This is a genomic window from Robertkochia sediminum (assembly GCF_016786255.1).
Lineage (GTDB): Bacteria > Bacteroidota > Bacteroidia > Flavobacteriales > Flavobacteriaceae > Robertkochia > Robertkochia sediminum.
The window spans coordinates 26,429-49,726 of record NZ_JADMKT010000076.1 but is presented as its reverse complement, the minus strand read 5'-3'; the positions used below and the strand labels follow the sequence as shown (position 1 = coordinate 49,726).

The following is a 23,298-nucleotide window of genomic DNA, read 5'->3' as shown; positions in this document are numbered from 1 at the left end:
GGTAAAGTTACTATGTTTGTTTTAGGCCACAGTTCCAATGAAATAAGAGGAAAGAATCAAAGGTAGAATTGGGGCATTATTAAACAAAAAAGCATAAGCCAAGTTTTTTATTTTAAGGTAATAACAATCTAAAAAACATTGACTTATGCCGACATTAGTTAAAGATACGCCGAGAGGATTTGATGGGCAAACAATTTATATTGGAATTGACTGTCATAAGAAGAGTTGGAAGGTCACGCTTTTAAGTGATAATTTTGAACTGAAGACGATGAGTAGGGATGCTGATGCTCAAGGGTTGGCAAAATACCTTCAAAAGCATTATCCCGGAGCTTGTTATAAGGCTGTTTACGAGGCGGGCTTCAATGGGTTTACTCCTTGCAGAACACTTCGTTCATTGGGTATAGATGCTCAGGTGGTACATGCAGCAGATATCCCTACAAGTCAGAAGGATCGCCAACGAAAGAATGATACGGTCGATAGTAGGAAACTAGCCAATACACTGCGATCCCAGTTACTTAAAGGGATCGATGTTCCGGATCGGCATTTGGAGTTAGACCGTAGTTTACTGCGTTTGCGTTATAGTTTAACGAAGGATCTTTCCAGGGTGAAGAATCGGATTAAGTCGCTTTTGTTTCAGTATGGGATTTCTATTCCTGAGGAACTTGACCGGGGGAGCAAGAGTTGGACTAAGGCTTATGTTGCGTGGTTGGAAAGTGAGATGGTAAAGTATCCGGATCTTAAATTCATTATTCAGGCTCATCTGGATTACGGCCAATATTTAAAGGTCAAGAAGAAAGAGGTGAGTTCTCGTTTAAGAGCTCTGGCAAAGAGTAATAATTACCGTGAGAATGTACTATTGCTGCAAAGCATACCTGGTATAGGTGTTGTGACAGCCATGACTTTGCTGACTCAAATTGGGGATATACATCGTTTTACCAACTTTGACCGTCTTTGCGGTTATTTTGGATTAATGCCTAAGGTACATGCTTCAGGAGATCGGGAGAGCTCCTCGGGTATAAGCTCCAGAGGTCGAACTAATGTAAAGAACACATTGATCGAAGCGGCCTGGAGTGCAGTTCGCAGCGATCCTGCACTGACTTTACGATTTACCAACTTGAGTAAACGGATGAAAAAGAATAAGGCTATCATTCGAATTGCCAAGAATCTTTTAAACCGGATTCGTTATGTATTAATTCATCGAGAGCCTTATAAGTATGGGGTCGTATGTTAAAAACAAATAGCGTGAATCAGAAAGCTTTAACTTTAATGGTACTATTTATAAACCTGGGAAAATTACAAAGGGGGAACGAACGTTCGTTTACAATTGCAGCACTTGAAGATCACTGATCTGCAAGCAGACTGTTCGGTGAAGTTTACGTCCCCCTTCCTTTTAAAGTGAACAATAAATTGCAGCTAATGCCTAAGCATTGAGACTGTTGATAGAAGATTAATTGAAAGGGTTTTTAGTAAAAAAGTAGTACCATCAAAGAGAAAGAGTGTTTGAATCATGAACAGAAATGGAAGCTTTGAAAAGGGCTTCCGAAAGACTATAATGGTAAAAAACAGGCTTTTTGCTTGGAAAACAACATAGAAGAGGTAAAGAGGTAAAGCACTCCTTCGCTAAAGCTACGGAGTGTGAGAGAGTAAAGAGGTAAAGGGGGGAGAAAGTGACAAGGGGAACAGTGGTAACAGGAGTAACCAGTTTGAGAGGAGAAGGTATTGTGTGCTTTTCAAAATCCTCCATTCCCGATCCTCCATTCCCCATTCCCCATTCCCCATTCCCAACCCTTTTAGACATCCCTAAAAAAATATTTCACCAAAAAATGTATTTTTGAGAAAAATTCGTTCATGACCCGATCTGAGGAGAACTACATTAAAACCATTTTTCACCTGGGAGGTAACAAATCTGTACCGGTAACTACCAATGCTATTGCCGAGCAAATGGAGACCAAGCCTTCTTCTGTTACCGATATGGCTCGAAAATTAGGTGATAAGGGACTGGTGCACTATAAGAAGTATCAGGGGGTTTTTCTTTCAGAAAAAGGCATTAAGACCGCTTTGGGTATCATCAGGAAGCATCGCCTTTGGGAGACGTTCCTGGTGCAGAAACTCGATTTTAGCTGGGATGAGGTCCACGAAGTGGCTGAACAGCTCGAGCATATTAAAAGTGAAAAGCTTATCGATGAACTCGATGCCTTTCTTGGATTTCCAAAATACGATCCGCATGGTGATCCCATTCCTACCAGGGATGGTGAATTTCACGAGCAGGAAAAAGAGAAAAAATTACTCAGCGACCTGCCAGTGGGTATCAAGGGAATCTGTGCCGGGGTCAAAGACAGTTCGGCCAGCTTTTTACAGTACCTCGATAAACACGGTATTGCGATCGGGCAGTCCATTCACATTTTAGGGAAAGAGGAATTTGACAATTCCCTTTACCTCCGCATCGGGGAAAGGGAGCATACAGTGTCTCATCTTATAGCCGATAATATTTATCTGATCAGGGAATAATACGCTTGCTTAGGGGGATTTCTTCCGCCATATATTCTTACTATCTTCGTTGCTGAAAAGCAAAGCCGAATGCCCTTATGCGCATCATCAATGCCCATCAGAACAATCTGAAGAACATCTCGCTATCCATTCCCGAACGTCAACTTATCGCAGTTACGGGCTTGTCAGGTTCAGGTAAATCATCTTTGGCCATGGAGGTCATTGCTAATGAGGGCTATCGTTTTTTCCTGGAGAGCCTACTGGCCTATAACCGGCAGCATCAGCTGGTGATTCCCACTGCGGAGGTCGATGAGATCAAAGATCTGCCTCCGGTGATCAAGGTCGAGCAATCCAAGCGCTTCCGTTCGGTGAATACCACCTTTGGTACCTTGTCGGAGCTAACCGCTATTTTCAGGATCATTTTTGCAAGGTATAGTAACGACAAGATCATGAGTAGGTCGCTCTTTTCTTTTAATCATCCTAAAGGGGCCTGTGAGCGATGTAATGGTATAGGAAGGGAAGAATACATCGACCTGGATAAGTTGGTTGCATATAAAGAAAAAACGCTTAGAGAAGGGGCTATAGCGACGACCTTGCCCAATGGCTATATCGTGTATTCCCAGGTAACTGTAGATGAGTTGAATAAAGTGTGCAAGGCCCATGGCTTCGATGTGGATACTCTCTGGAAGGAACTAACAGACGATCAGAAAGATGTGATCCTTAACGGTAGTGCACGGGTAAAGGTCTTCTACGGAAAGCACAGTATCGAATCCCGATTAAAATGGACCGGACTCAAGGCGAAACCCAGGGAGGAAGGATTCTACAAGGGAATGCTCCCTATTATGAACGATATTTTAAGGCGAGACCGTAATCCCAATATTCTCAAATTCGTTAGTTCGCGTATCTGTCCGGACTGTCATGGAGCACGTATCAAGGCTGAACATCTTCAGTATACCTGGAAGGGATACCATTTTGCAGCCTGGATGGATATGCCATTATCCGAGCTATATGATCGCTTAACAGGTCTTGATCTGAGTTCCGGAGAGCGCATGTTGGTCAATAAGATCAACCTGGCCCTATTTGACATGCTCCAGCTCGGAATGGATGCATACCGTCTGAATACTCCCAGCATGGAGATCTCCTCCGGTGATGCCCAGCGCCTTAAACTTATCAAACAGGTTAACAGCAACCTTCAGGGACTGCTGTATGTTTTTGATGAACCCTCCATCGGACTTCCGGCTTCCTGTCAGGAATACCTTCATCACATTTTCGATCGCCTCATAAAAAGAGGGAATACCGTGATGGTGGTTGAACATGATCTCCGACTTTTATTAAAAGCCGATTGGATCCTGGAATTAGGCCCCGGTGCAGGAAATAAAGGGGGAGAAGTGGTGTTCAATGGCCCGATGAAAGCGTTTTTACAGCAGAAGGACCTGCCCAGCGCCACCCTTAAAGAACTGAGAAGGCTTGAAGAGGATAATAGTGTTCCTGCAGCTTGTTCCCCGGATGCTCTGAACCTGAAACCTACACAATTTACCGTGGTCCATACCAAGACCATGGCTATGCTGAAACAATTGCAAGATCACTGCCGTGAAAACGGACTTCAAATGGTTGAGGTGAATGATCAGCCTATAGGTAAAACGCCAAGGAGCAATCCGGCAACATACACAGGGTTGGCCGATAGGATCCGTGATCTCCTTGTTAAAACGGCCCAAGCTAAAGCCCTGAAACTGGCTAAAGGCTCGTTTTCTTTTAATAATAAGGCTGGTAGGTGTGAGGCTTGTGAGGGCGCCGGAGTTATTACCCTATCCATGAATGTAATGGGTACGATCAACCAAACATGCCCCACCTGTAATGGGAAGCGTTTTAAGCCGGAGGTATTACAGGTATTATGGAACGGAAAGCACATTGCAGCGATATACGATCTCTCTATTAAGGAGGCTTATACGTTTTTCAAGGAGGAAGGAAAGATCTCTAAAATTCTTGATCTGATGCTGCAACTCGGACTTGGGTATATTAAGTTAGGACAACCTTCCAATACCCTCTCAGGAGGTGAAGCCCAGCGTATTAAGCTTACAAAGCATTTTGCAAAGAGCTCAAAGAATACACTGCTCGTACTTGAGCAACCCGGTATCGGATTGCATTATCAGAATGTACGTGAATTGCTAAGTGCCCTGCATGAGCTCAAGGAGGAAACAGCAGGGATCGTGTGTTTCGAAAATCACCCGTTGTTCAGCAGGTCGGCTGATGTCTTTATTGATAATGCGATACCTGAAAGGTCAACTGTATTGAAAGCCATTTCTGAACAGCAAAGCGAGGTCATAGAAATAAAGGGAGCGAGAACACATCATTTAAAGGATCTCGATCTGGACTTCCCTAAAGGGCAGTTATCGGTGATCTCAGGAATATCAGGATCAGGAAAGTCTTCATTGGTGATCGATACGCTACACGCATACGGACTCCAGGAGATGACCAGCCAGTTTTCGACCTACCAGCGTTCACGCGCTGGAGGGAATACCCCGTTCGAGGTTGATGTGATCAACGCACTTACCCCAACCATATGCATTACGCGAAAGGAAAGGGGCGGAACCGAAAGATCGGATATTGCCCTTCAAACCGGGATCGATAAGGTGTTGCGATTCGCATTTTCCAGAAAAGCACAAGCTATGGGAGAAGAGTTATCGGCCAGTCATTTTTCCCGCAATCACGATTTGGGTAAATGCAAGGTTTGTGACGGATTAGGAGAGGAGTTAATGCCAGACCTAAACAAGATCGTACTCGATGAAGAACAAAGCATTTCCGGTGGGGTTTTCGCGCATAATAAAGCGCTGGCCTACTATGGTCAACCCGGAAGTCAGTATATGGCCATTGCTGAGGAGGTAGGGCGTGCCTATGGGTTTGATAAAGAGAAGCCCATAGGGTCCTTTACCCCGGAACAGAAAAAGGTATTGTTTTACGGTGCGGGAGATAAGGTGTGGACTACCACCTGGAACTTTAAGACAAAGACCAGGGAAGGCTCCCAAGAGGTAAGCATGGACTGGTCCGGGATCTTTAATTACCTGAAGGAGGAATACCATAAGACCCGAAAGAATAAAAATATAGAAAAGCTTACCTCCCTCTTTTCTCCAATGCGATGTAGTCAATGTGAGGGAAGCGGATTGCTTCCTGAACGCGCTGTGATCACCATTGGAGGGAAGTCTTTACAGGAGGTCAGGAGCATGGATTTTAACCATCTTAAAGGATGGTTGCAAAAGAAAGATGTCGAAGCGATCGACAGGAAATTGTTGGAGCACATCGGGCAGCGTCTCTTAAGTACCGTGAATCGGGCACAGCAATTACATATAGATCACCTGCAACTAAACAGAAGGTCCTTAACCCTGTCGGGAGGGGAGCAACAACGGGTGGCGCTCATCACACAACTCAACAGTCCGCTAAAGGGAGTCACTTATCTCCTTGATGAACCTTCGGCAGGACTTTCTGCAGACAATATCCCAGATCTTATAGGTATCTTAAAAGAATTGGTCGCTAAGGGAAATACGGCAGTGGTCATTGAACACAATAAGGAGATCATCATGAGTGCCGATCATTTGGTAGAACTTGGCCCCGGAGCGGGAGTGAATGGCGGTGCGCTTACGTATAAGGGAACACCTCAAGGGTATCTGAGTCAATCGCATGCCCACCCCTATTTTAATGAGCCTGCTACTTCTGTTGCGCTCAGCGCAAGAGATGAGGCGATCACGATCGAGAGCCCTTCGAGACATACCCTGACCAGAAAAGAGATCAGGATCCCGGTGGGAGGTATTACCGCCATTAGCGGAAAATCGGGAATTGGGAAAACTACCCTGGTAAAGGAGATCCTTATCCCGAGTATGACCACCGGAAAACCGGTCTATTGCAAAAACATATCTTATCCCAAAACGTATTCAGGTGCATTTTACTTTGAACCCGAAAAATTACGGAGTCATACCACCACCCTGTTAGTGAGCTACCTGGATCTGCTAAAGGATGTCACAAAGGTTTTTGCAAAACAAACCGGCTTAAAGCCGGGAGTATTTTCCTTTAAGACCAAGGGGAGTCAGTGTCCCCAATGTAAAGGGGAGGGGACTATTGAGATCGCCCTGGATATTGCAGCCAATGCAGTTGAGGTTTGCGAGGCGTGTAATGGTACAAGATATAAGGCCGAGGTGTTGGAGTACCGGATAGAAGGGGTTCATGTGGCCGAGGTTTTGGGATATGACCTTTCGACCTTAAGAAACTGGTTTGCAACATACGGAGGTTCGACCAGAAGCATCGATCGTCTCGGCCAACTCGAATCCATAGGATTGGGACATCTGAGATCCGATCAAAGAGTGAGATCCTTGTCTTCCGGAGAACGACAACGCCTGTTACTGCTCAATTGGTTAAAGGAAGGCCATGAGAATGCCCTCTTTATTCTTGATGAGCCTGGTATTGGTCTTCATTACAATGATATTGACCTCCTGTATGCCATGTTGGAAAAATTAAGTAAGACCAATGATGTCCTGATCATAGATCACAATCCCTACCTCCTTCAGAGGATCGGGGTAGGAATACATATGAAATAATCTGATAAGTATTGGTAAGACTACCTTTGATTGTTTTTATTATCAGGATATTAGTTACTTTCTTTCTTATGATTTACGTATTTTTATACAACACTATGAAATAACGGTGCCCTAAATGCTCTCCTATACTTCATGGACTTTACCTATCTGATTTGGGTTGATTAATGTTTTAATTCCATACGAAGTCCATGATTGAAAAAAACAATCGTTTGAATTTACCGGTAATAATAGGTGTATTATTCATCATCTTTTTTCCTTTTGTTGGCCTCGGCCAGGAGGGCCGATTTAAAAGTATTTCGGTAAAGGTCTTTTCAGGTGCGCATTTATATTCAGGGGTAGACCTGGTCGAGAAGGTAAACTACGGTTACGAAGCCGTCGATGCTCGCTTTGCCTGGCATCCGGTAAAGGAAAATGAATGGACCGAAGATACCGGTTTTGCTGCCTACGGTTTCGGATTTTACTCGGCTAATATAGGAGACCCTCAGGTGTTCGGAAATCCAAATGCGATCTATGCTTTCGCCAACTTCTTCCTGAGCAAACCTCACAAAAGAAATGTCCTTGAGATCAGTCCGGCGTTGGGACTTACCTATAACCTGAATGCGTTCGATGCCGAAGAGAATCCGCTTAATGACGCTATCGGAGCCCGTTTGGCGGTGTATTTTAATGTGAATTTTGGCGGGGCTTATAAGGTGAACAGGGAACTCGATGTGTTGTATGGGGTAGATTTCACCCATTTTAGTAACGGGAGAACGTTTACGCCGAACTACGGACTTAACCTTATTGGATTTAATGTTGGGATGCGATACCATTTTAATCAGGAACAACGTGACCTTGATCGCGATCCGTATACCACTAACGTGGTTCCCGCGAGATTCTTAAGGCCTGAACGACCACCGTCACAAAAAATGGAATTCAATAATTCTGTAGATGTGTATGCGGCAATAGGTACGGTACAGAATTATGAAGATCAGGGCACCGATCTCAGATATGGTGCGTTCTCGGGGGTGGTGGATTACAGAAAGTATTTTAACCGAATGCACGGACTTACCGTTGGTTTAGACCTGTTTTACGACGGATCGCTGGCGGAGTATTATGACGAGAACAGCGACCATTACCTCGTTGGTGTTCATGCAGGATATGATTTTATGTTCTGGCGTTTTGATATCAGGGTACAGCTGGGTACATACCTAACAGACGATAGGGGGAAAGATTTCCTGTTTATTCGTCCGGCTTTGCAATATGAGATCTCTAAAAGTTTTTTCGCCCAGGTGGGGTTAAAGACCAGGAACGGAGCCGGAGCCGACTGGATCGAATTTGGTCTGGGATGGAAACCCTTCAGGTGGTAGAGTGCTACCACCATGTATTGAGGAGACCTGTTAGAAAGTCTCCCGAAAGTAAGGGGGGTATCGATGTTCTTTTACAGCTTATTCAAAATGATCACTGCGCAGAAAAGAAAGAAACTAAATGCGGGAAATGATCTGATCAAAGGGTCGCCTATTTTCATGTGCATACCAATGGCTCCCAGCATCAGTAGGGCCATGCCGCTTGCAGCAGGAATGGCGAGAAAAGGAAACCAAATAGAGGCGATCAACAGGGTAGCAAACAATACTTTGAGTCCGCCAACAGCCATCATGGTATTCTCCGATAGGCCGTAAACGCTGAATTCGTCCGGCATAGATATCGCATCGCCACCTCTCCAGCGTGTCGATTTACCAAATTGGAAGAACCAAACATTGATAATGCTGATAAATAGAAATACTTTCAGAAAAATGATGAAATAGTGCATAATGAAATTTTTTAGTTAAACATCTTCATTAGCAAAGTCAGGTATTTCGTTGGCGCGGGCGTAGGGAAAGCGCGCAATTTTAGTGAGCTGGTAATAACTGTTTAATCCGGAGATCCCAACTGCTCCTGTTCTTTCCAGGTCTATATCATTGTCGATCCAGGCGTCTTCGGGTAGAGACAGAAGCTCGATCTCCCCGATGATCATTCGTGTTTGGTTTTGCGGGATCAATAGGTCTTGTACAAATCGCATCCCCATCTTGACCTTACTTTCCCTGACGAAAGGGGCAGGGAAGCCGTCCACGTATTCCGGCTGAAGGCCACATCGGTCGAATTCGGAGATTGCCGCATCGACCTTGGCCGATGTATAGTGAGCCTTTTCAATAAAGGAGTGGTGAACGTGATTAATGGTGTAATACCCCGTTTCCAAGATATTTTGGTAAGTATGTCGCGGTACCTCCTCCACAGGTCTCATGATCATACCTATCAGGGCCGGATCGCTACCCAGGTGAAATACAGAATTGAAAATGGCCAGGTTGGTATTTCCATCCTTGCTCGCACTTCCGATTAAGTTGGCAGGCTTAATACCGGAAACTGCGTTAATAAGTTTTAATCGGGACTTATGATCGAGATTTTTAAGATCGGCAGTGCTGTATAGCATGTTAGGAGTCATAAAGGTTATTTACGCTCCTAAATTAACTTTGTTTAAGTTTAAATGAAAAATATTAAACAGAAAAGTTTGTTAAAGCTTTACTTTCCGATACAATAAGTAACTATCTAGTAATAATAGGGTATGAAGTGAAATTAGCAACAAATAAGTATCAAAATGCCTTTAACCAAGGGCAATTAACAGTGAAAAAAGTGAAAATTTATAATGATTCCATTCGATTTTCAGCACGTACACGACACCTATTGGTTGGGTCTCAATTATGTTTATTTTCGCGATCAAACACTATTCTATCTTAATAGTTCCTTTAAGACTTTCCAGACATGAAATATACCTGATTATTATATAGTAATTTCATACTTAATCAACACTAAGTCAATATCATATTTTGTTGTTGTTAATCATTAACTAATTATTCACCCCTTTAAATTTATTAAAGAAATTGGTGGATATTAAAATTCATGAAGTCAAATGGGTGACTAACATTATATTGCCTTTTGTGTAAGGCAGGGGAGGTGTATTGGTCTAATCACATCAATTTAGCGTAGATCCTCCTTCGTTAGTACTTTTATTTCACCAGTTTTGTAAATGCTTGCAGGAGAGTTCTCGGAGTTGTCATTAAACTCCCAGGCCAAACTCAATCCACTATAGAAAAAATCCAGCTGATACGGATTGTTATTATCTTTTGGGATGGTAATATTTAAGTGTAATAAATCACCATGTTCGGGTATTAAGTCGAAGTCAAATGCTGAACCATCGTTTAGCTGATCTAATAAGTAGTCTTCCAGTTTTTTTTGTTGAGACTCCAATAGTATTTCAGGAATCAGTGGTACAATTGTTTCACCAATAACCATGAAGGGTATTCCGTCTGTGGTCTCTTCTCGGTATAAAATCCAATAATTAGTATCTGGTGTTGAGGTGTTGTCTGAACAGGTACAAAGTTTTATCTGATTAACATTAGAGCACATAACTTATTACTTATTAAGGAGTTGATAGAGTGGATTTTTCGATTATCTACGATTTATGCATAATATCTTTTCGAAGATAATTTTTTAAATGAAAAACACTTCAATTTTAAGATTGTTTCTATCTGTTAATCAATGTTTTGTGTGTTGTGTTCGGTTTGATTTTTTATCTTTGTATTTCTTAAATCTCCCTTCGAAATAAGGAGAGGTATAAATCCAATTACCCTCCCAAAATTCCCTGTATATGGCTTGGTTTTTAAAACTAAACTAAATAGAGCACCTATGAATCTAGTAGAAGATTTATTTGAAAAAGCCCGGATAAATAGATGGTGTACAAGACATTGTACCACATGCGGAGCATTGGATTTCAGAAAGGAAGTAGGAATTATTCAGGATGGAGATATTGTCCAGTTTGTTGAGGATTTAAAAAATTGTGATTTTGATAAGTGCTCAACGATTGTGGATTGGTCTGAAGCTATTTCACTCTTGTTCCATCATCCCATCTTATTACTTAGATCACAAGAAATATTTGATTATTGGCTGGAAAGATCTGACCTATCTCCGAACCATTGCGATCATCTTTATTTTTATTTGATCAGGCATTTTAGGGGTATATCTCCTAAGCCTTGGATTGATCGTTTGATTGGCCTGGCTGAGGATAATTGGCACCCTTCCATTGTGGAATCGCTTTTAATTGGCCTGCGTAATGGAGCGGTAGATTATCCTAACCTGTTGATTCTTGTTAATACAACATATAAAGACTCTCCTAGAATAACCAAGCTATTTCTTAATGGGACACTATCTAAGAAACTATTAGGTTTTAAAGGATAACATTTATCTATAAATACCTACTTAATCTTATGATTGAGCTTTTTTCTGAGCTGTAGCTCCTAAACCATAAAATAGGAGAGTTCCAACAATCGTAATTAGGCCGGACACTTTCATTTCTGGACCTTTTACTCTTGGAATAGGTTCATAATAATTTTGATTTCGTCTTTTATAGTATTCATAATCCGGATGATCACCCGACATATTATAATAGGTTGGAAATATGTAGAAATAGCCTGTTATCAATAATCCTCCGGAAAACCAGATGACCGCCAATTGCTTGGAATATTTTAGAAACCAATCCATACATCTAATATAGAATATTTTCACTAATTAATATAATGGTTTAAGTAATTCTAGATATGGTTAAAGCATCTCCTAGGTATTAGTTTCAAAGGTTAATTAATGCCTTCTATTTTAATGTTTATGATATAAATAGCAGAACTTCATATGGTTAAAGGTTAGTTGGTTTTACAAGTTGAATTGAGGTTTAATACGATGCTTAATAAAAGAAAACTCTTACGTAGAATTTGTTCTAAATATTAGCTATCTTCCGATCGTTTATTCAATTTAAAGTCAAATCATCTCGGTTTATTAGGAGCTTCTTCAAGTCGATAAATCAGATGAAATATTCCAAATATGAAGATCACCAATGACGCAAGAAGACATTAAAAAATTAGAGAAGGAGTTATGGGAAGCTGCCGATGATTTAAGGGCGAACTCCAAATTAACAGCTGCAGAATACAAGGACCCTTTATTAGGGTTGGTATTACTCAGGTTTGCACAAAATCGTTACGAGGATGCCAAAGAAAAAGTTCACGAGGATTTGCCAGTAAACCCCAGGACGGGACAAAAGCGTGAAGCGACCAAAGATGACTACACAGCAGCTGGAGCTATTCTCTTACCGGAGAAAGCCAAATATGATTATCTGGCAGACCTTCCTGAGAGTGAAGATATTGCAGAGGCTATAAATAATGCTATGAAATTGGTAGAGGGGGAATATCCTGATTTGGCGGGGATTCTTCCAAAATCCTATCAGGAGTTTGATCCGAAGTTATTAAGAGACTTGGTAAGAGTCTTCAATAAAGATGCTGTTAAAAATGCCAAAGGGGATGTATTTGGAAGGATCTACGAATACTTCCTGATGAAATTCTCCATGCAGGGTGCCGGTGCTCAGGAGGGTGGAGAGTTCTTTACCCCTCCATCATTAGTGAACCTTATAGTGAACTTTATACAACCAAATCACGGTATTATCCACGACCCTGCTTGTGGGTCAGGAGGTATGTTCGTGCAAACCGCGCATTTTATCCAGGACCACGAGCGTAAGAGTGTCAATGAGTCGATCACGGTTTATGGTACCGAGCTGAAAAGTAACAATACCAAGTTAGCCAAAATGAACCTTGCCATTCATGGTATTGAAGGGAAAGTTATAGAAAGCAACAGCTTTTATTCAGATCCTCATGACCTGATTGGTAAGTGTGACTTTGTCATGGCTAATCCGCCTTTCAATGTGGATAAAATTGACGCTAAGAACAAATTCCTTACGCAGGATGGGAGATTGCCATTTGGAGCGCCCCTGACCGGCAAAGGGACCATTAGCAACGGAAATTATTTATGGATACAATATTTTCATAGTTACCTGAATGAAAACGGACGTGCCGGATTCGTTATGGCCAGCTCTGCAACAGATGCCGGCCATGCCGAGAAACTAATCAGGAAGAAGCTTATCGAAACGGGAGATGTAGAGTGCATTGTTTCGATAGGGAATAATTTTTTCTACACCCGGAGCTTACCTTGCCACGTTTGGTTTTTTAATAAGGGGAAGAAGAAGGAGAATAAGGATAGGATACTGATGATTGATGCTAAAAATACCTTTCGAAAAGTATCGACCACCATCAATGATTTTAGTGAAGACCAACTTGAAGGATTAACCGCATTAATTAATGCTTTCCGAGGGGAAGATCTTGAAGTGTCGAGAGATAATAAATGGTTCAAGGAGTATTTTCCGGAAGGTAATTACAAAGATGTAGAAGGATTATGTAAGGTTGTTGATTTGGATGAAATACAAGAACAACATTATAGTTTAACTCCTGGACGGTATGTTGGAGTTAATATAGAGGTAGATATGGATTTTGACTACCATTCTCGTCTTGCTGAAATTCAGAAAGAGCTTACTATGCTGAATGAAGAAGCCAACAGTCTAATGAGTCACATTCAATCTATAAAATTATGACAGACAAATGGACAGTTGTGAGCATAGGAGATTTAGGTAGAGTTGTGACAGGGAATACACCACCAAAAAAAGATCCTGCAAATTATGGTGGTAGTTACCCATTTATTAAACCAACCGATATGGAAGTTGGAAGAAGATATGTTTTAGATTGGGATGAGACATATTCTGATAAGGCATACTCTAAATATAAGCGTTCATATATCCCTCCAAAGGCTACTGGAGTTGTAACTATTGGCACAGTAGGTGAAAAAATTTTTCAAGCACATAGGTGGTGTTTTACAAATCAGTCAGTTAATGTGGTCATTCCTAATGAAAACCTTTATGATCCTGACTTTATATACTATCTCCTTAAGATAAATCTTCCCAAGGTACTGAATGCTAACCCGGGAACGGCCTCAGGACGGCATCATGTGAGTAAATCAAATTTTTGTTCTATAAAGGTTAATGTTCCTAGCCTAAAGGAGACTCAATCCAAAATTGCCTCCATCCTCTCTGCCTACGATGATCTTATTGAAAACAACCTGAAGCGAATAAAGTTGTTGGAAGAAAAGACACAACAAACCTATGAGGAGTGGTTTGTGCGAATGAAGTTTCCTGGTTACGAGAATGTAAGCATTAACAAAGAAACTGAATTGCCGGAGGGGTGGATGTTGGGAGAACTTGGTGATTTAATAGGGTACCAAAGTGGATATGCATATAAGAGTAAACTGTTTGTAGATCGAGGTTTCCCTGTAGTTAAAATCAAAAATATTGACAAGAATACCATAGACATTTCTAGTACAAACTTTATAGATGATGTTTATGCTCATAAAACAAAGAAGTTTCAATTGTTTCCTGGTGATTTATTAATAGCTATGACCGGAGCGACTGTTGGTAAAGTGGGCATAATGCCAATCACTGACAAGCCTTGCTTTTTAAATCAACGTGTTGGTAGGTTTTTAACAAAGGGTAATATAGACAACAGGTCATTTGTGAATCGCTTCATTACTATTGGAGGAGGTTATGAACATGTGGTAAACATTGCTGGAGGTTCGGCGCAACCAAATATCAGTGCAAGTCAAATACTTGCAATTAAGGTTATAGTGCCTGATGAATCTCTTCTGAAGAAATTTAGTGAACAATCTTTAATAAGTGAAAAACTGGTTCTCAACTTGCAGAAACAGAACTCGCTATTGGAAGAAGCCCGTGACATTTTATTATCTCGATTAATGTCTGGGATGATTGATGTTGATAGAATTTAATACAAGTCTTATTAATTTAAATAAACCTAAACTTTAAACCATACTACTTCTATGATCAATGACTTTAAAATACTCTATAAAAGTTTGATGCATCAATTTCAGCATGAACGATCAGCTTGGTATGCTGATTATAAGAAAATTGTTTCGGACGTTGAAGGCATTAGGGGTAGGATCCTTACTGAAGGTTTATCTCTGAATGATGACGACTTATATGCTAACAGCACCTTTAATGATAAAACTGATTTTATAAAGAGATTATTTGCCAATACAGGGAATGGTGTGGCAAGTAATGGCCAATCGATATTCAGTAAGGATAATTTTAATCTCGTCCAAAATGATCCCTCTTTTACTAACGCACTTGAAAATTTAGTACTGAATCCTAATAAGACCAATCATGATGCTTTCTCATCTATTTGGTTTCAAAAATTAAAACAAAATAACCCGGTACAAACCAATCGGGCAACAGCGGCCTGTACTTTAAATGTAAGTACAGCTGTAGATGAGGGTAAATTTAATCAAGTGTTTGATTGGCTGGAAAAGCGAAGTTATTTTTCAGAACCTTATTCAGGGTCAAAAAACTGGTATGATAAAAATGTGTTTTTAGTTAATCAAATACGACAATCCCTGAAAACTTCTGAATTGAATGGTGAGTTGGAGTTAGATGAATATTGGATGAATATTTTTATTTGGTTGATTTATGAAAATTTGTCTAATCCATTTAGTTTGAAGAAACAACTCGTAAAATACGGGGCTCCGGGAACTGGAAAAACATTTAAGGCAAGGGAAGTAAGTAAGCTCCAATTTTCGATTTGGAAAAATGGTTTTGGTAAAAAGAGTTCTCTGCGAATTGAAGACTGTCTTGAGTTTGTTCAATTTCACCCTTCATTTTCATATGAAGATTTTATTGAAGGTTTACGCCCTAGGTTAGATGAAGATAGCAAAGCTCAATTACAACTTCAAAATGGAATTTTTAAAAGCTTCTGTATTAATGCCGGTAGATGGGAGGTCGACTTATATAATTCGGGGATAAATAAACAATGGGGAGATATTAGAGTTTCTGATTTAAAGGATTTTAAAAAGGAAAATCATTGGGATTTCATCAATTCCATAGAAGGGGATCCCTTAATCAAGGATGTTATTCCTCCTTACTTTATGATAATAGATGAAATTAACCGAGCTGAATTAAGCAGTGTATTTGGGGAGTTAATGTATTGCCTTGAATATCGGGGAGTACAAGGACGGATTAAAACGCAATATGCAAGTTTGAATAATGAAGATACAGGAATGCTTAAGATAGGTGATCACTATCAGTTCTTTATTCCACAGAATCTTTACATAATAGCATCGATGAACACGATTGACAGAAGTGTTGATAGTTTTGATTTTGCTTTGAGAAGGAGATTTAAGTGGGAAGAAGTTCTTCCTGATCACCAATTACTTAAATACCATTTAAGTAAAAACTTTGAAAAATGGGACGAGTTGGCCGATAGACTTCAAAAACTAAATAGGGTAATTGAAAATGAACCCATATTAGGGAAGGATTATTGTATTGGGCATGCATACTTATGGGAACTAAGTTATCCGTTGGATATGTCATTAAAAGAAGTATCCAGGTCAATATGGGATGATAGCCTTGGAAGTCTTCTGGATGAATATTTAAGGGGAACCGGTAAGGAGCATTTAGTAAATGAATTTCAAGGAATTTTTGTTAAATAAATATGAGTGAATGGCTGTATGAAATATTGAAAGGAGGGACTTTAGTAGATAACCAGAAATATTATGTTTCCGAGGGAGTCTTAAATAGAAGAAACTCTAACAAAACGATCTACCTAAAAGAAAAAAAGCATAGGGAATGGAGTAAAGTTTTCAATAATAATGAAAAGGTTTGGGACTTTTTAATTAGGCTCGACGGGAAATTTTCAACTGAAGAACCAAATACAGCTACTCTAATTAATTCTAAGGAATATGAACATAATACAAATGACCATTTAGTTTATGTCAGGGGAAGTAGATGGGATAACTTTCAATTAGATACTACAAATCTGGTTGGTGAAATTAAAGAAGGAGACTACGGCCTAAAAATAAGTTCGAGATTTGGAGATTCGTTTCTAAAATATATTATTTCTGATGCTGAAGGATTTTTAGAAATAAAAGATTCTGGAGGCGTCAATTATGAAGGAGAAATAAACTGGCTCCTTATTTATCTGTGGAAGATAAAACTGAAAAGGGCCTTTCGGTTAGGCATTCCTAAGGTCTATCAAAGTAAAACTACTATTTCAACTAAAGTAAAAGGGAGAATTGACCCAGTGTTCTATTTCTTAAACGAGGATACAGGAAAATATAGAACGACTTATAGAGAACACTGTTACCAATCAAATGCTGCTATACTAATCCGAGAAGTCATGAAGGTAAGTGAGGTTAAAACCTTTTTAGCAGATATACATGATATTCAAAGAGCCTTTACGGTAGCCTCTCAAGGCACGAAGTTGAATCGAAGTGAACTTATGGGTGTAGAACATTTCAGTAATCCTTTTTATAGTGAGTATAATCAGGTTATTGATTTATCAAAAAAGATACTGTTTAATCATTCAATGGCTTTTGGAGGGTCGGAGAGTACGAGTGCTTTTTTGTTCGATGTGTCTATGCTTTTTGAGTATTTCATTAAAAAATTATTATTGCGATCGGGTTTCAGCCTCAGATCTAAATTTTCAAATCCCTTAAAGATTCCGACTGGTGGAAGACCAAGAGAATTACGACCAGACATTTTGATTGAAACACAAGGCAATCTATGTGTTTTTGATGTAAAATATAAAACATTCAATCACAAGGAAGGAGTTAAGCGTGAAGACCTTTTTCAATTACACACATATATAGGGCAGTATGGCAATTCAAATAAAATTGAATGCTGCGGGCTAATCTATCCAAAACATGGACTTGAAAATGAGTTCATTGAAAAGGAAATTATGGTGATGGGGAAGCCTCTAAGGTTTATAGTATGTCTTTTAGCTGTGCCAACAGAAGAGGAGAATTTTAATGAGAAATTTTTATCAATCTGTGAAAAGTTTACAGAAAGTTTACATCTTGAAATTAATCTCATTGTTAAGAAAAAAGAACTAATGCCAATAACATAATTATGAGCTACGAATATTCTGAAGATGCGCTTGTGGAGCAAGCGGCTGAGGACGTTCTCAAGGAATTAAAATGGAGTGTGGTCTATGCCTGGCGGAATGAAACCTTTGGAAAGGACGGACTTTTAGGAAGAGAAAACAAAAGCGAGGTTATACTGATCCGTTATTTGTTAGAGGCTTTGCAAGCCTTGAATCCCGGGCTTCCTGAAACGGCCTATGAACGTGCGATCGAACTCATCTCTCAGAAAGTGGTTAATAAAACCCTGGGAAGGGTAAATAAGGAGAAGTATGATTTTTTAAAAAATGGAGTCCCTGTAAGTTTTACCAATGCCAAAGGAGAATTGGTAAAGAAAAAACTTAAGGTGTTTGATTTTAAAGATTATGCCAATAATAATTTCATAGCCGTTCGACAACTGGAAGTCGTTGGTGAATTATATCAAAGAAGACCGGATATTGTGGGATTCGTAAATGGGATACCCCTAATCCTCTTTGAATTAAAGGCCCACCATCAGGATTTGGGCAATGCATACCGGGATAATCTTACCGATTATAAAGACGCTATTCCGCATTTATTTCATCACAATGCAATTATCATATTAAGTAATGGGACAGATGCCAGGGTAGGTACTGTCACCAGTCCATATAAGTTCTTCTTAGAGTGGAAGCGAATCGAGGAAGACGAAGAGGGGGAGGTTAGCCTGGATACCATGTTGAGAGGAACCTGTGCCCCGCATAGATTCATGGATATATTCGAGAACTTTCTTTTGTATGATGATAGTGGGGGTGATGTAGTGAAACTCATGGCTAAAAACCATCAGTATATTGGGGTGAATAAGGTTATTGAGAATGTAAATAATATTAATGACCTTAAAGGAAAACTTGGAGTATTCTGGCATACACAGGGAAGTGGGAAGAGTTATTCCATGGTATTCCTATGTGAAAAGATTCACAGAAAAATCGGTGGTGCTTACACCTTTGTGATTGCAGTTGATCGAACGGAACTGGAGAACCAGATCTACGATACTTTTTCAGGAGTAGGAGTTGTAAATGACAGGAACTTAATAGCAGGTAAGAAAAAGGGATTAACCGGGAGAGAGCACCTTCGAGAGTTACTTTCAGAAAACCATCGCTACGTATTTACCCTGATTCATAAGTTTTCAATCGATCCTAAATTAGAATCTGAATACCCACTAATCACGGAAAGAGAAAACATCATCGTTATCTCCGATGAAGCACACCGAACCCAGGCAGGTGCCTATGCAAGAAATATGCGTTACCATGGACTGCCTAATGCTTCATATTTGGGATTTACAGGTACGCCAATTATTAAAGAAGAGGAAGAGCTTACTAAGAACATTTTCGGGGAATATGTCTCAATCTACGACTTTAAAAGGGCCATAGAGGATGAGGCCACATTACCTTTGCGTTATCTTAATCGAGGGAAAAAGCTTAAGCTTAAAAATCCAACCCTGGACGATCGAATGATTGAGATTCTTGAAGATGAAACAATTGATAATGATAAGAAACGTAAACTCTCCTATTTGTTTAGCAGGGATTACCCTGTATTAACAGCTGATAACCGCTTAAACGATATAGCCAAAGATTTTGTCTGGCATTTTAATGAGCGGGGGTATCAGGGTAAAGCCATGTTTGTTGCTATAGACAAGCCAACTGCTGTGAAGATGTATGATTTAGTTATGCATTATTGGCCGGTGTATATGGCAGAGTTAGAAGATCGTATAAGAAATGCCAAAGATCAGCAGGAAGAGCAGGAACTAAGAAGAAAATTCGATAGGGTAAATGAGACTGAGGTTTGTGTAGTTGTGAGTAGTGAGCAGAATGAAGTGGATAAGTTCAGGAAACTCGAACTCGATATAGAGCCGCACCGGAGAAAAATGGTGGAACGTAACCTGGAGAAGGAATTTAAGGACGAGGATAATCCCTTTAGATTAGCCATAGTTTGTGCCATGTGGATTACCGGATTTGACGCTCCTTGCGTATCCACAGTATACCTGGATAAACCGATTAAAGGACATACCCTGATGCAAACAATCGCCAGGGCGAACCGGGTTTATGATGACGAGAAGGAGAATGGATTGATCGTAGATTATGGAAACGTTCACACCCAATTGGAAAACGCATACTCTGTTTATGGAGAAGGAAGTAAGTCTCATGGCGGTTCCAAAAGTGATGGAAGTAAGTCCTCAGGAAAACCAACAGAACCCCTGGAAGATCTGGAAGTAGAGTTAAAGGCAGCAATTAAAGAGGTCAAAGCATATCTGAAAACTTTGAAATTTAATTTAACTGAGCTGAAGAATGCTAAACCTATGACTAAGATCGCAAAGATCAAGGAGGCCACAGACTGTATCTGTTTGAATGAAACCTCCCGGACTTCCTTTGAGGTCATGGCCAGAAACGTTTTTAGGAAGTATAAGGCACTTTATCCTTCTGAAGCACTAAAGCCCCACATTAAAGATTTCAATGCAATAGAGGCAATTTACAGCGCGATGAATCAGAATGTGAAATCCGCAGACGTAACTGATATTATCAGGCAGCTGCAAACGGTGGTAGATGACTCTATTGGAATTGAAGAACGATATACAGAAGAGCCGGATGTTGTTGTTGATTTAGGGGATCTGGACTTTGATAAACTTAAAGCGGCTTTCGCTAAGACCAAACGTAAGAATACGGTTGTTTATAATCTCCAACAAGTGATAGATAAGAAACTGGAACAGATGCTAAAGGAGAATCCTTTGCGCCTTGAGTTTTACGATCGGTACAAGGAGATTATTGATGCTTACAACAAGGGAAAGGACCTTGAAGATACCATGGCCAGTTTTGATAAACTTAAAGACTTCTTAGAAGATTTAACCACAGAGGAGAAACGTGTAGTTAGGGAGCAACTTGGGAATCAGGAAGCCTTAGCCATTTTTGACCTGCTCGTGGAAGGAAAAGAGCTTTCAGATAAAGAAATTAAGGAGGTTAAAAAAGTAGCCTCAAAAACCTTGGATACCCTTAAGGCTGAAAAGTTAAAAATCGATCATTGGCGAGAGAGCCGTCAGATCGCTGCCCAGGTTAAAGGGATAATCTATGACAATCTTTTATGGCTACCCCAGGATAGTTATAGCGATGAAGAAGTAGGGGTGAAAACCGCTAACGTTTACCAGCATATATATACTAATTACCACGGTGGAGGTAGAAGTGTTTATGGGGTTACTGTTTAAAAATTAATTTTGATCAAATAATTGTAAATATGACAGATTCTAATTCTAATGACTGGGTTGACTATCGCAAAGAACTGATACAAAATAAAAGTAAAAGTGATGATGATTTTGAAAAGTATATCACTTTCATTGCTTCTGGTGGATTAGGTCTTACGCTTTCCTTCGTTGGAAATATTGTCCCATTATCTGAAGCTATTTCTATTTGGGCTATTTTATTAGGTTGGTTCTTGTTGGCTTTTACACTTTTTGTTAATCTGGTTTCTCATTATTTATCAGGCTCATTTAGTTATAAAACGATTCAAGATATTGATGACGTAAAGTCTTTTGATATAATAATGGAGAATATTGATAATAGGAATAAAATTATTTCATGTTTAAATCTTATTTCAATTATTCTTCTTGGTCTGGGAATATTAATGATTTTGATCTTTGTGTCTTTAAATCTAAGTTTATGAGAGAGAACCATAATCACAAGTCTAACTCAAAGGATAAGTCTTTGGGGAAGAATTATGTCGAAAAGGGTAGGTTAATTGTTAAGCCCCCAAAACCTAATAGTAATAGTAAGAAAAGTAATGGCTAAGAAGATTGATCAAAAACCGAAAGTGAGTAAGGTCGTGTTAGGAAGAGTTGTCCCAAAACCTTCCAACCGTTTAAAGCCGAAACAAGATAATCCCAAATCTTCATGACTAGAAAACAATTTAAAACAGCTCTATGGGTAATTGGAATTGTATTTTTAATAATGATATTAGTTCTATCATGGCTTACTTGGCAGGCAGTTGCTGAAACAGAAGATTGGAATTTTTTAGATATTGATTATACGGGAAAGGAAGGAGTTATAAATGCTTATGGGGCCTTATTATCCGCGATACTTTCTTTTTTAGCAATTCTATTTATTTTTCTTGATTTGTTAAACCAGAGAAGGATAGATGGGTTGAATGAAGAAAGGCAAAAAAATAGATTAAATAGCGAGCGCTTAGATTTAATTGAGGTATTGGATATTTTCTTAGGTGCTCTTGCCAATGATATTGAAAGTTTTGGTGATCGTTGTAGGATTTTCGCTGACAAGGAAAAGGAAAATTACTTTGCCATAAATCGAATCGCTATACTTCCAAATACCTATCCAAAATTAATTCTGGGATTAGATCGAACCATTGTTTATAATGCTTTGAAAGAAACTGGAGGGTTGATAGAATGGAAGAAGATATATGTTGATTTGTATAGAATTACTGATTACTATGAAAATTCATATGACGAGCTGACTAGGAAACATCAAATTCATCTAGATAAAAAATATACTTTGTCTAAACAACTTGCTGATGATCTTGATGTTTTTTTAGATATGGCTGTTGATTTAAGAAATGAAGTTTATAGAATTGAGAAGAAACGTGGCGCTAATCCAAATACAAATTCTTATTTCATATTCCTTGACCATATTAAAAACGTAGCTGAGGACATTGTAAAAAGGAGAAAAGAAGCAGGTGGTGATCCGGCTGATGAAGATTACGTAGACCCTTCTAATTTTAATGTTTGGGATAAAGAATTATATCAGCCGGCGTTTAAGGAAATATTAAGATTATTAAATACTAGCCCTGATCCAAGATTTAACTTGGAATCCTTGATGGTTAAACTACAATCCTTAATACGTGGCGTAGAGATGTTAGAAATAGATTCAAAAGCCTACGCTTCTCATATAAGTACCTATTCTAAAAACTATTACTCTTCAGAATCTAAATACTTTTTAAGACTTCAAGAGATGAAGGGGGAGTTTGAGAAGGTGATACAAAATTGATTTACTCATAAACATTCATGTGAGTTTCAATTAATCCAAAACGCGACTAATACTATGACCGATATAATATTCGAAGTATTCGCCAGTAAGAAATTTGAGCAAACAGCTTTTATTTTTTAAAGCCTTAAAAGATTTTAATTTAATAGCGACTCTAGTAATTGACGAGTTCGGTAATGGATTGTATTCTTTTATAGAATTAGAAAGAGATTTTTCAAGCCAAGGTAATGTGACAAAAATGTATGAAGTAGAGGTTTATTGGAACATTTTAGGTAAGTATTATTATTATCACATATGCGATGACGTGCTAGTTTCATTATATGAAATTAGTCGCCCGTTTTTGAAATGGTTGGTCCTGTTTAAAAATCTACTAT

Annotated in this window: 16 protein-coding genes; 12 read left to right on the top strand and 4 right to left on the bottom strand. The window is 39.4% G+C overall.

Annotated features, from left to right (window positions below; translation table 11 throughout):
* Positions 1–145 precede the first annotated feature (145 nt).
* From IS446_RS09915 to IS446_RS09900, 4 genes are all read left to right on the top strand, one after another.
* Positions 146–1,231, top strand: coding sequence for an IS110 family RNA-guided transposase (locus tag IS446_RS09915; protein WP_203057834.1), 1,086 nt, complete (start codon positions 146–148; stop codon positions 1,229–1,231).
* Positions 1,232–1,848: 617 nt separating this feature from the next.
* Positions 1,849–2,508, top strand: coding sequence for a metal-dependent transcriptional regulator (locus IS446_RS09910; RefSeq protein ID WP_203060291.1), 660 nt, complete (start codon positions 1,849–1,851; stop codon positions 2,506–2,508).
* 77 nt (positions 2,509–2,585) lie between these two features.
* A complete protein-coding gene (locus tag IS446_RS09905; RefSeq protein ID WP_203060289.1) occupies positions 2,586–7,070 on the top strand; it encodes an ATP-binding cassette domain-containing protein in 4,485 nt (1,494 codons plus the stop codon).
* Positions 7,071–7,279: 209 nt separating this feature from the next.
* Positions 7,280–8,416, top strand: coding sequence for an acyloxyacyl hydrolase (locus IS446_RS09900; RefSeq protein WP_203060287.1), 1,137 nt, complete (start codon positions 7,280–7,282; stop codon positions 8,414–8,416).
* Between the two features lie 71 nt (positions 8,417–8,487).
* On the opposite strand, the gene IS446_RS09895 is transcribed toward IS446_RS09900, so the two are convergent.
* From IS446_RS09895 to IS446_RS09885, 3 genes are all read right to left on the bottom strand, one after another.
* Positions 8,488–8,856 carry a DoxX family protein gene (locus IS446_RS09895; protein ID WP_203060285.1) on the bottom strand — a complete coding sequence of 123 codons (369 nt, stop codon included), beginning with the start codon at positions 8,854–8,856 and terminating at the stop codon, positions 8,488–8,490.
* Positions 8,857–8,871: 15 nt separating this feature from the next.
* On the bottom strand, positions 8,872–9,525 hold the full coding sequence (locus tag IS446_RS09890) for a flavin reductase family protein (RefSeq protein WP_235996467.1): 654 nt from the start codon (positions 9,523–9,525) through the stop codon (positions 8,872–8,874).
* Positions 9,526–10,058: 533 nt separating this feature from the next.
* Entirely contained in the window at positions 10,059–10,487 is a 429-nt protein-coding gene (locus tag IS446_RS09885) for a hypothetical protein (protein WP_203060283.1), read from the bottom strand.
* A 279-nt stretch (positions 10,488–10,766) separates the two neighbouring features.
* On the opposite strand from IS446_RS09885, the gene IS446_RS09880 reads away from it, so the two are divergent.
* Positions 10,767–11,315: a hypothetical protein gene (locus IS446_RS09880; RefSeq protein ID WP_203060281.1), complete on the top strand. Its 549-nt coding sequence runs from the start codon at positions 10,767–10,769 to the stop codon at positions 11,313–11,315.
* A gap of 27 nt (positions 11,316–11,342) precedes the next feature.
* Here IS446_RS09880 and IS446_RS09875 read toward each other — a convergent pair whose 3' ends face one another.
* Positions 11,343–11,618, bottom strand: a complete 276-nt coding sequence (locus tag IS446_RS09875; RefSeq protein WP_203060279.1) for a hypothetical protein — start codon at positions 11,616–11,618, stop codon at positions 11,343–11,345.
* Between the two features lie 346 nt (positions 11,619–11,964).
* On the opposite strand from IS446_RS09875, the gene IS446_RS09870 reads away from it, so the two are divergent.
* From IS446_RS09870 to IS446_RS09840, 7 genes are all read left to right on the top strand, one after another.
* A complete protein-coding gene (locus IS446_RS09870; RefSeq protein ID WP_203060277.1) occupies positions 11,965–13,545 on the top strand; it encodes a type I restriction-modification system subunit M in 1,581 nt (526 codons plus the stop codon).
* Complete coding sequence (locus IS446_RS09865; protein WP_203060275.1) at positions 13,542–14,786, top strand: restriction endonuclease subunit S; 1,245 nt, start codon at positions 13,542–13,544, stop codon at positions 14,784–14,786. The genes IS446_RS09870 and IS446_RS09865 overlap by 4 nt, the downstream gene beginning before the upstream one ends.
* Positions 14,787–14,837: 51 nt before the next feature.
* Complete coding sequence (locus tag IS446_RS09860; RefSeq protein WP_203060273.1) at positions 14,838–16,502, top strand: McrB family protein; 1,665 nt, start codon at positions 14,838–14,840, stop codon at positions 16,500–16,502.
* Positions 16,503–16,504: 2 nt separating this feature from the next.
* Positions 16,505–17,917, top strand: a complete 1,413-nt coding sequence (locus tag IS446_RS09855; RefSeq protein ID WP_203060271.1) for a 5-methylcytosine restriction system specificity protein McrC — start codon at positions 16,505–16,507, stop codon at positions 17,915–17,917.
* 2 nt (positions 17,918–17,919) lie between these two features.
* Entirely contained in the window at positions 17,920–21,138 is a 3,219-nt protein-coding gene (locus tag IS446_RS09850; protein ID WP_203060269.1) for a type I restriction endonuclease subunit R, read from the top strand.
* 29 nt (positions 21,139–21,167) lie between these two features.
* Positions 21,168–21,593, top strand: a complete 426-nt coding sequence (locus IS446_RS09845; protein WP_203060267.1) for a hypothetical protein — start codon at positions 21,168–21,170, stop codon at positions 21,591–21,593.
* A 227-nt stretch (positions 21,594–21,820) separates the two neighbouring features.
* A complete protein-coding gene (locus tag IS446_RS09840; RefSeq protein WP_203060265.1) occupies positions 21,821–22,927 on the top strand; it encodes a hypothetical protein in 1,107 nt (368 codons plus the stop codon).
* Positions 22,928–23,298: the final 371 nt, after the last annotated feature.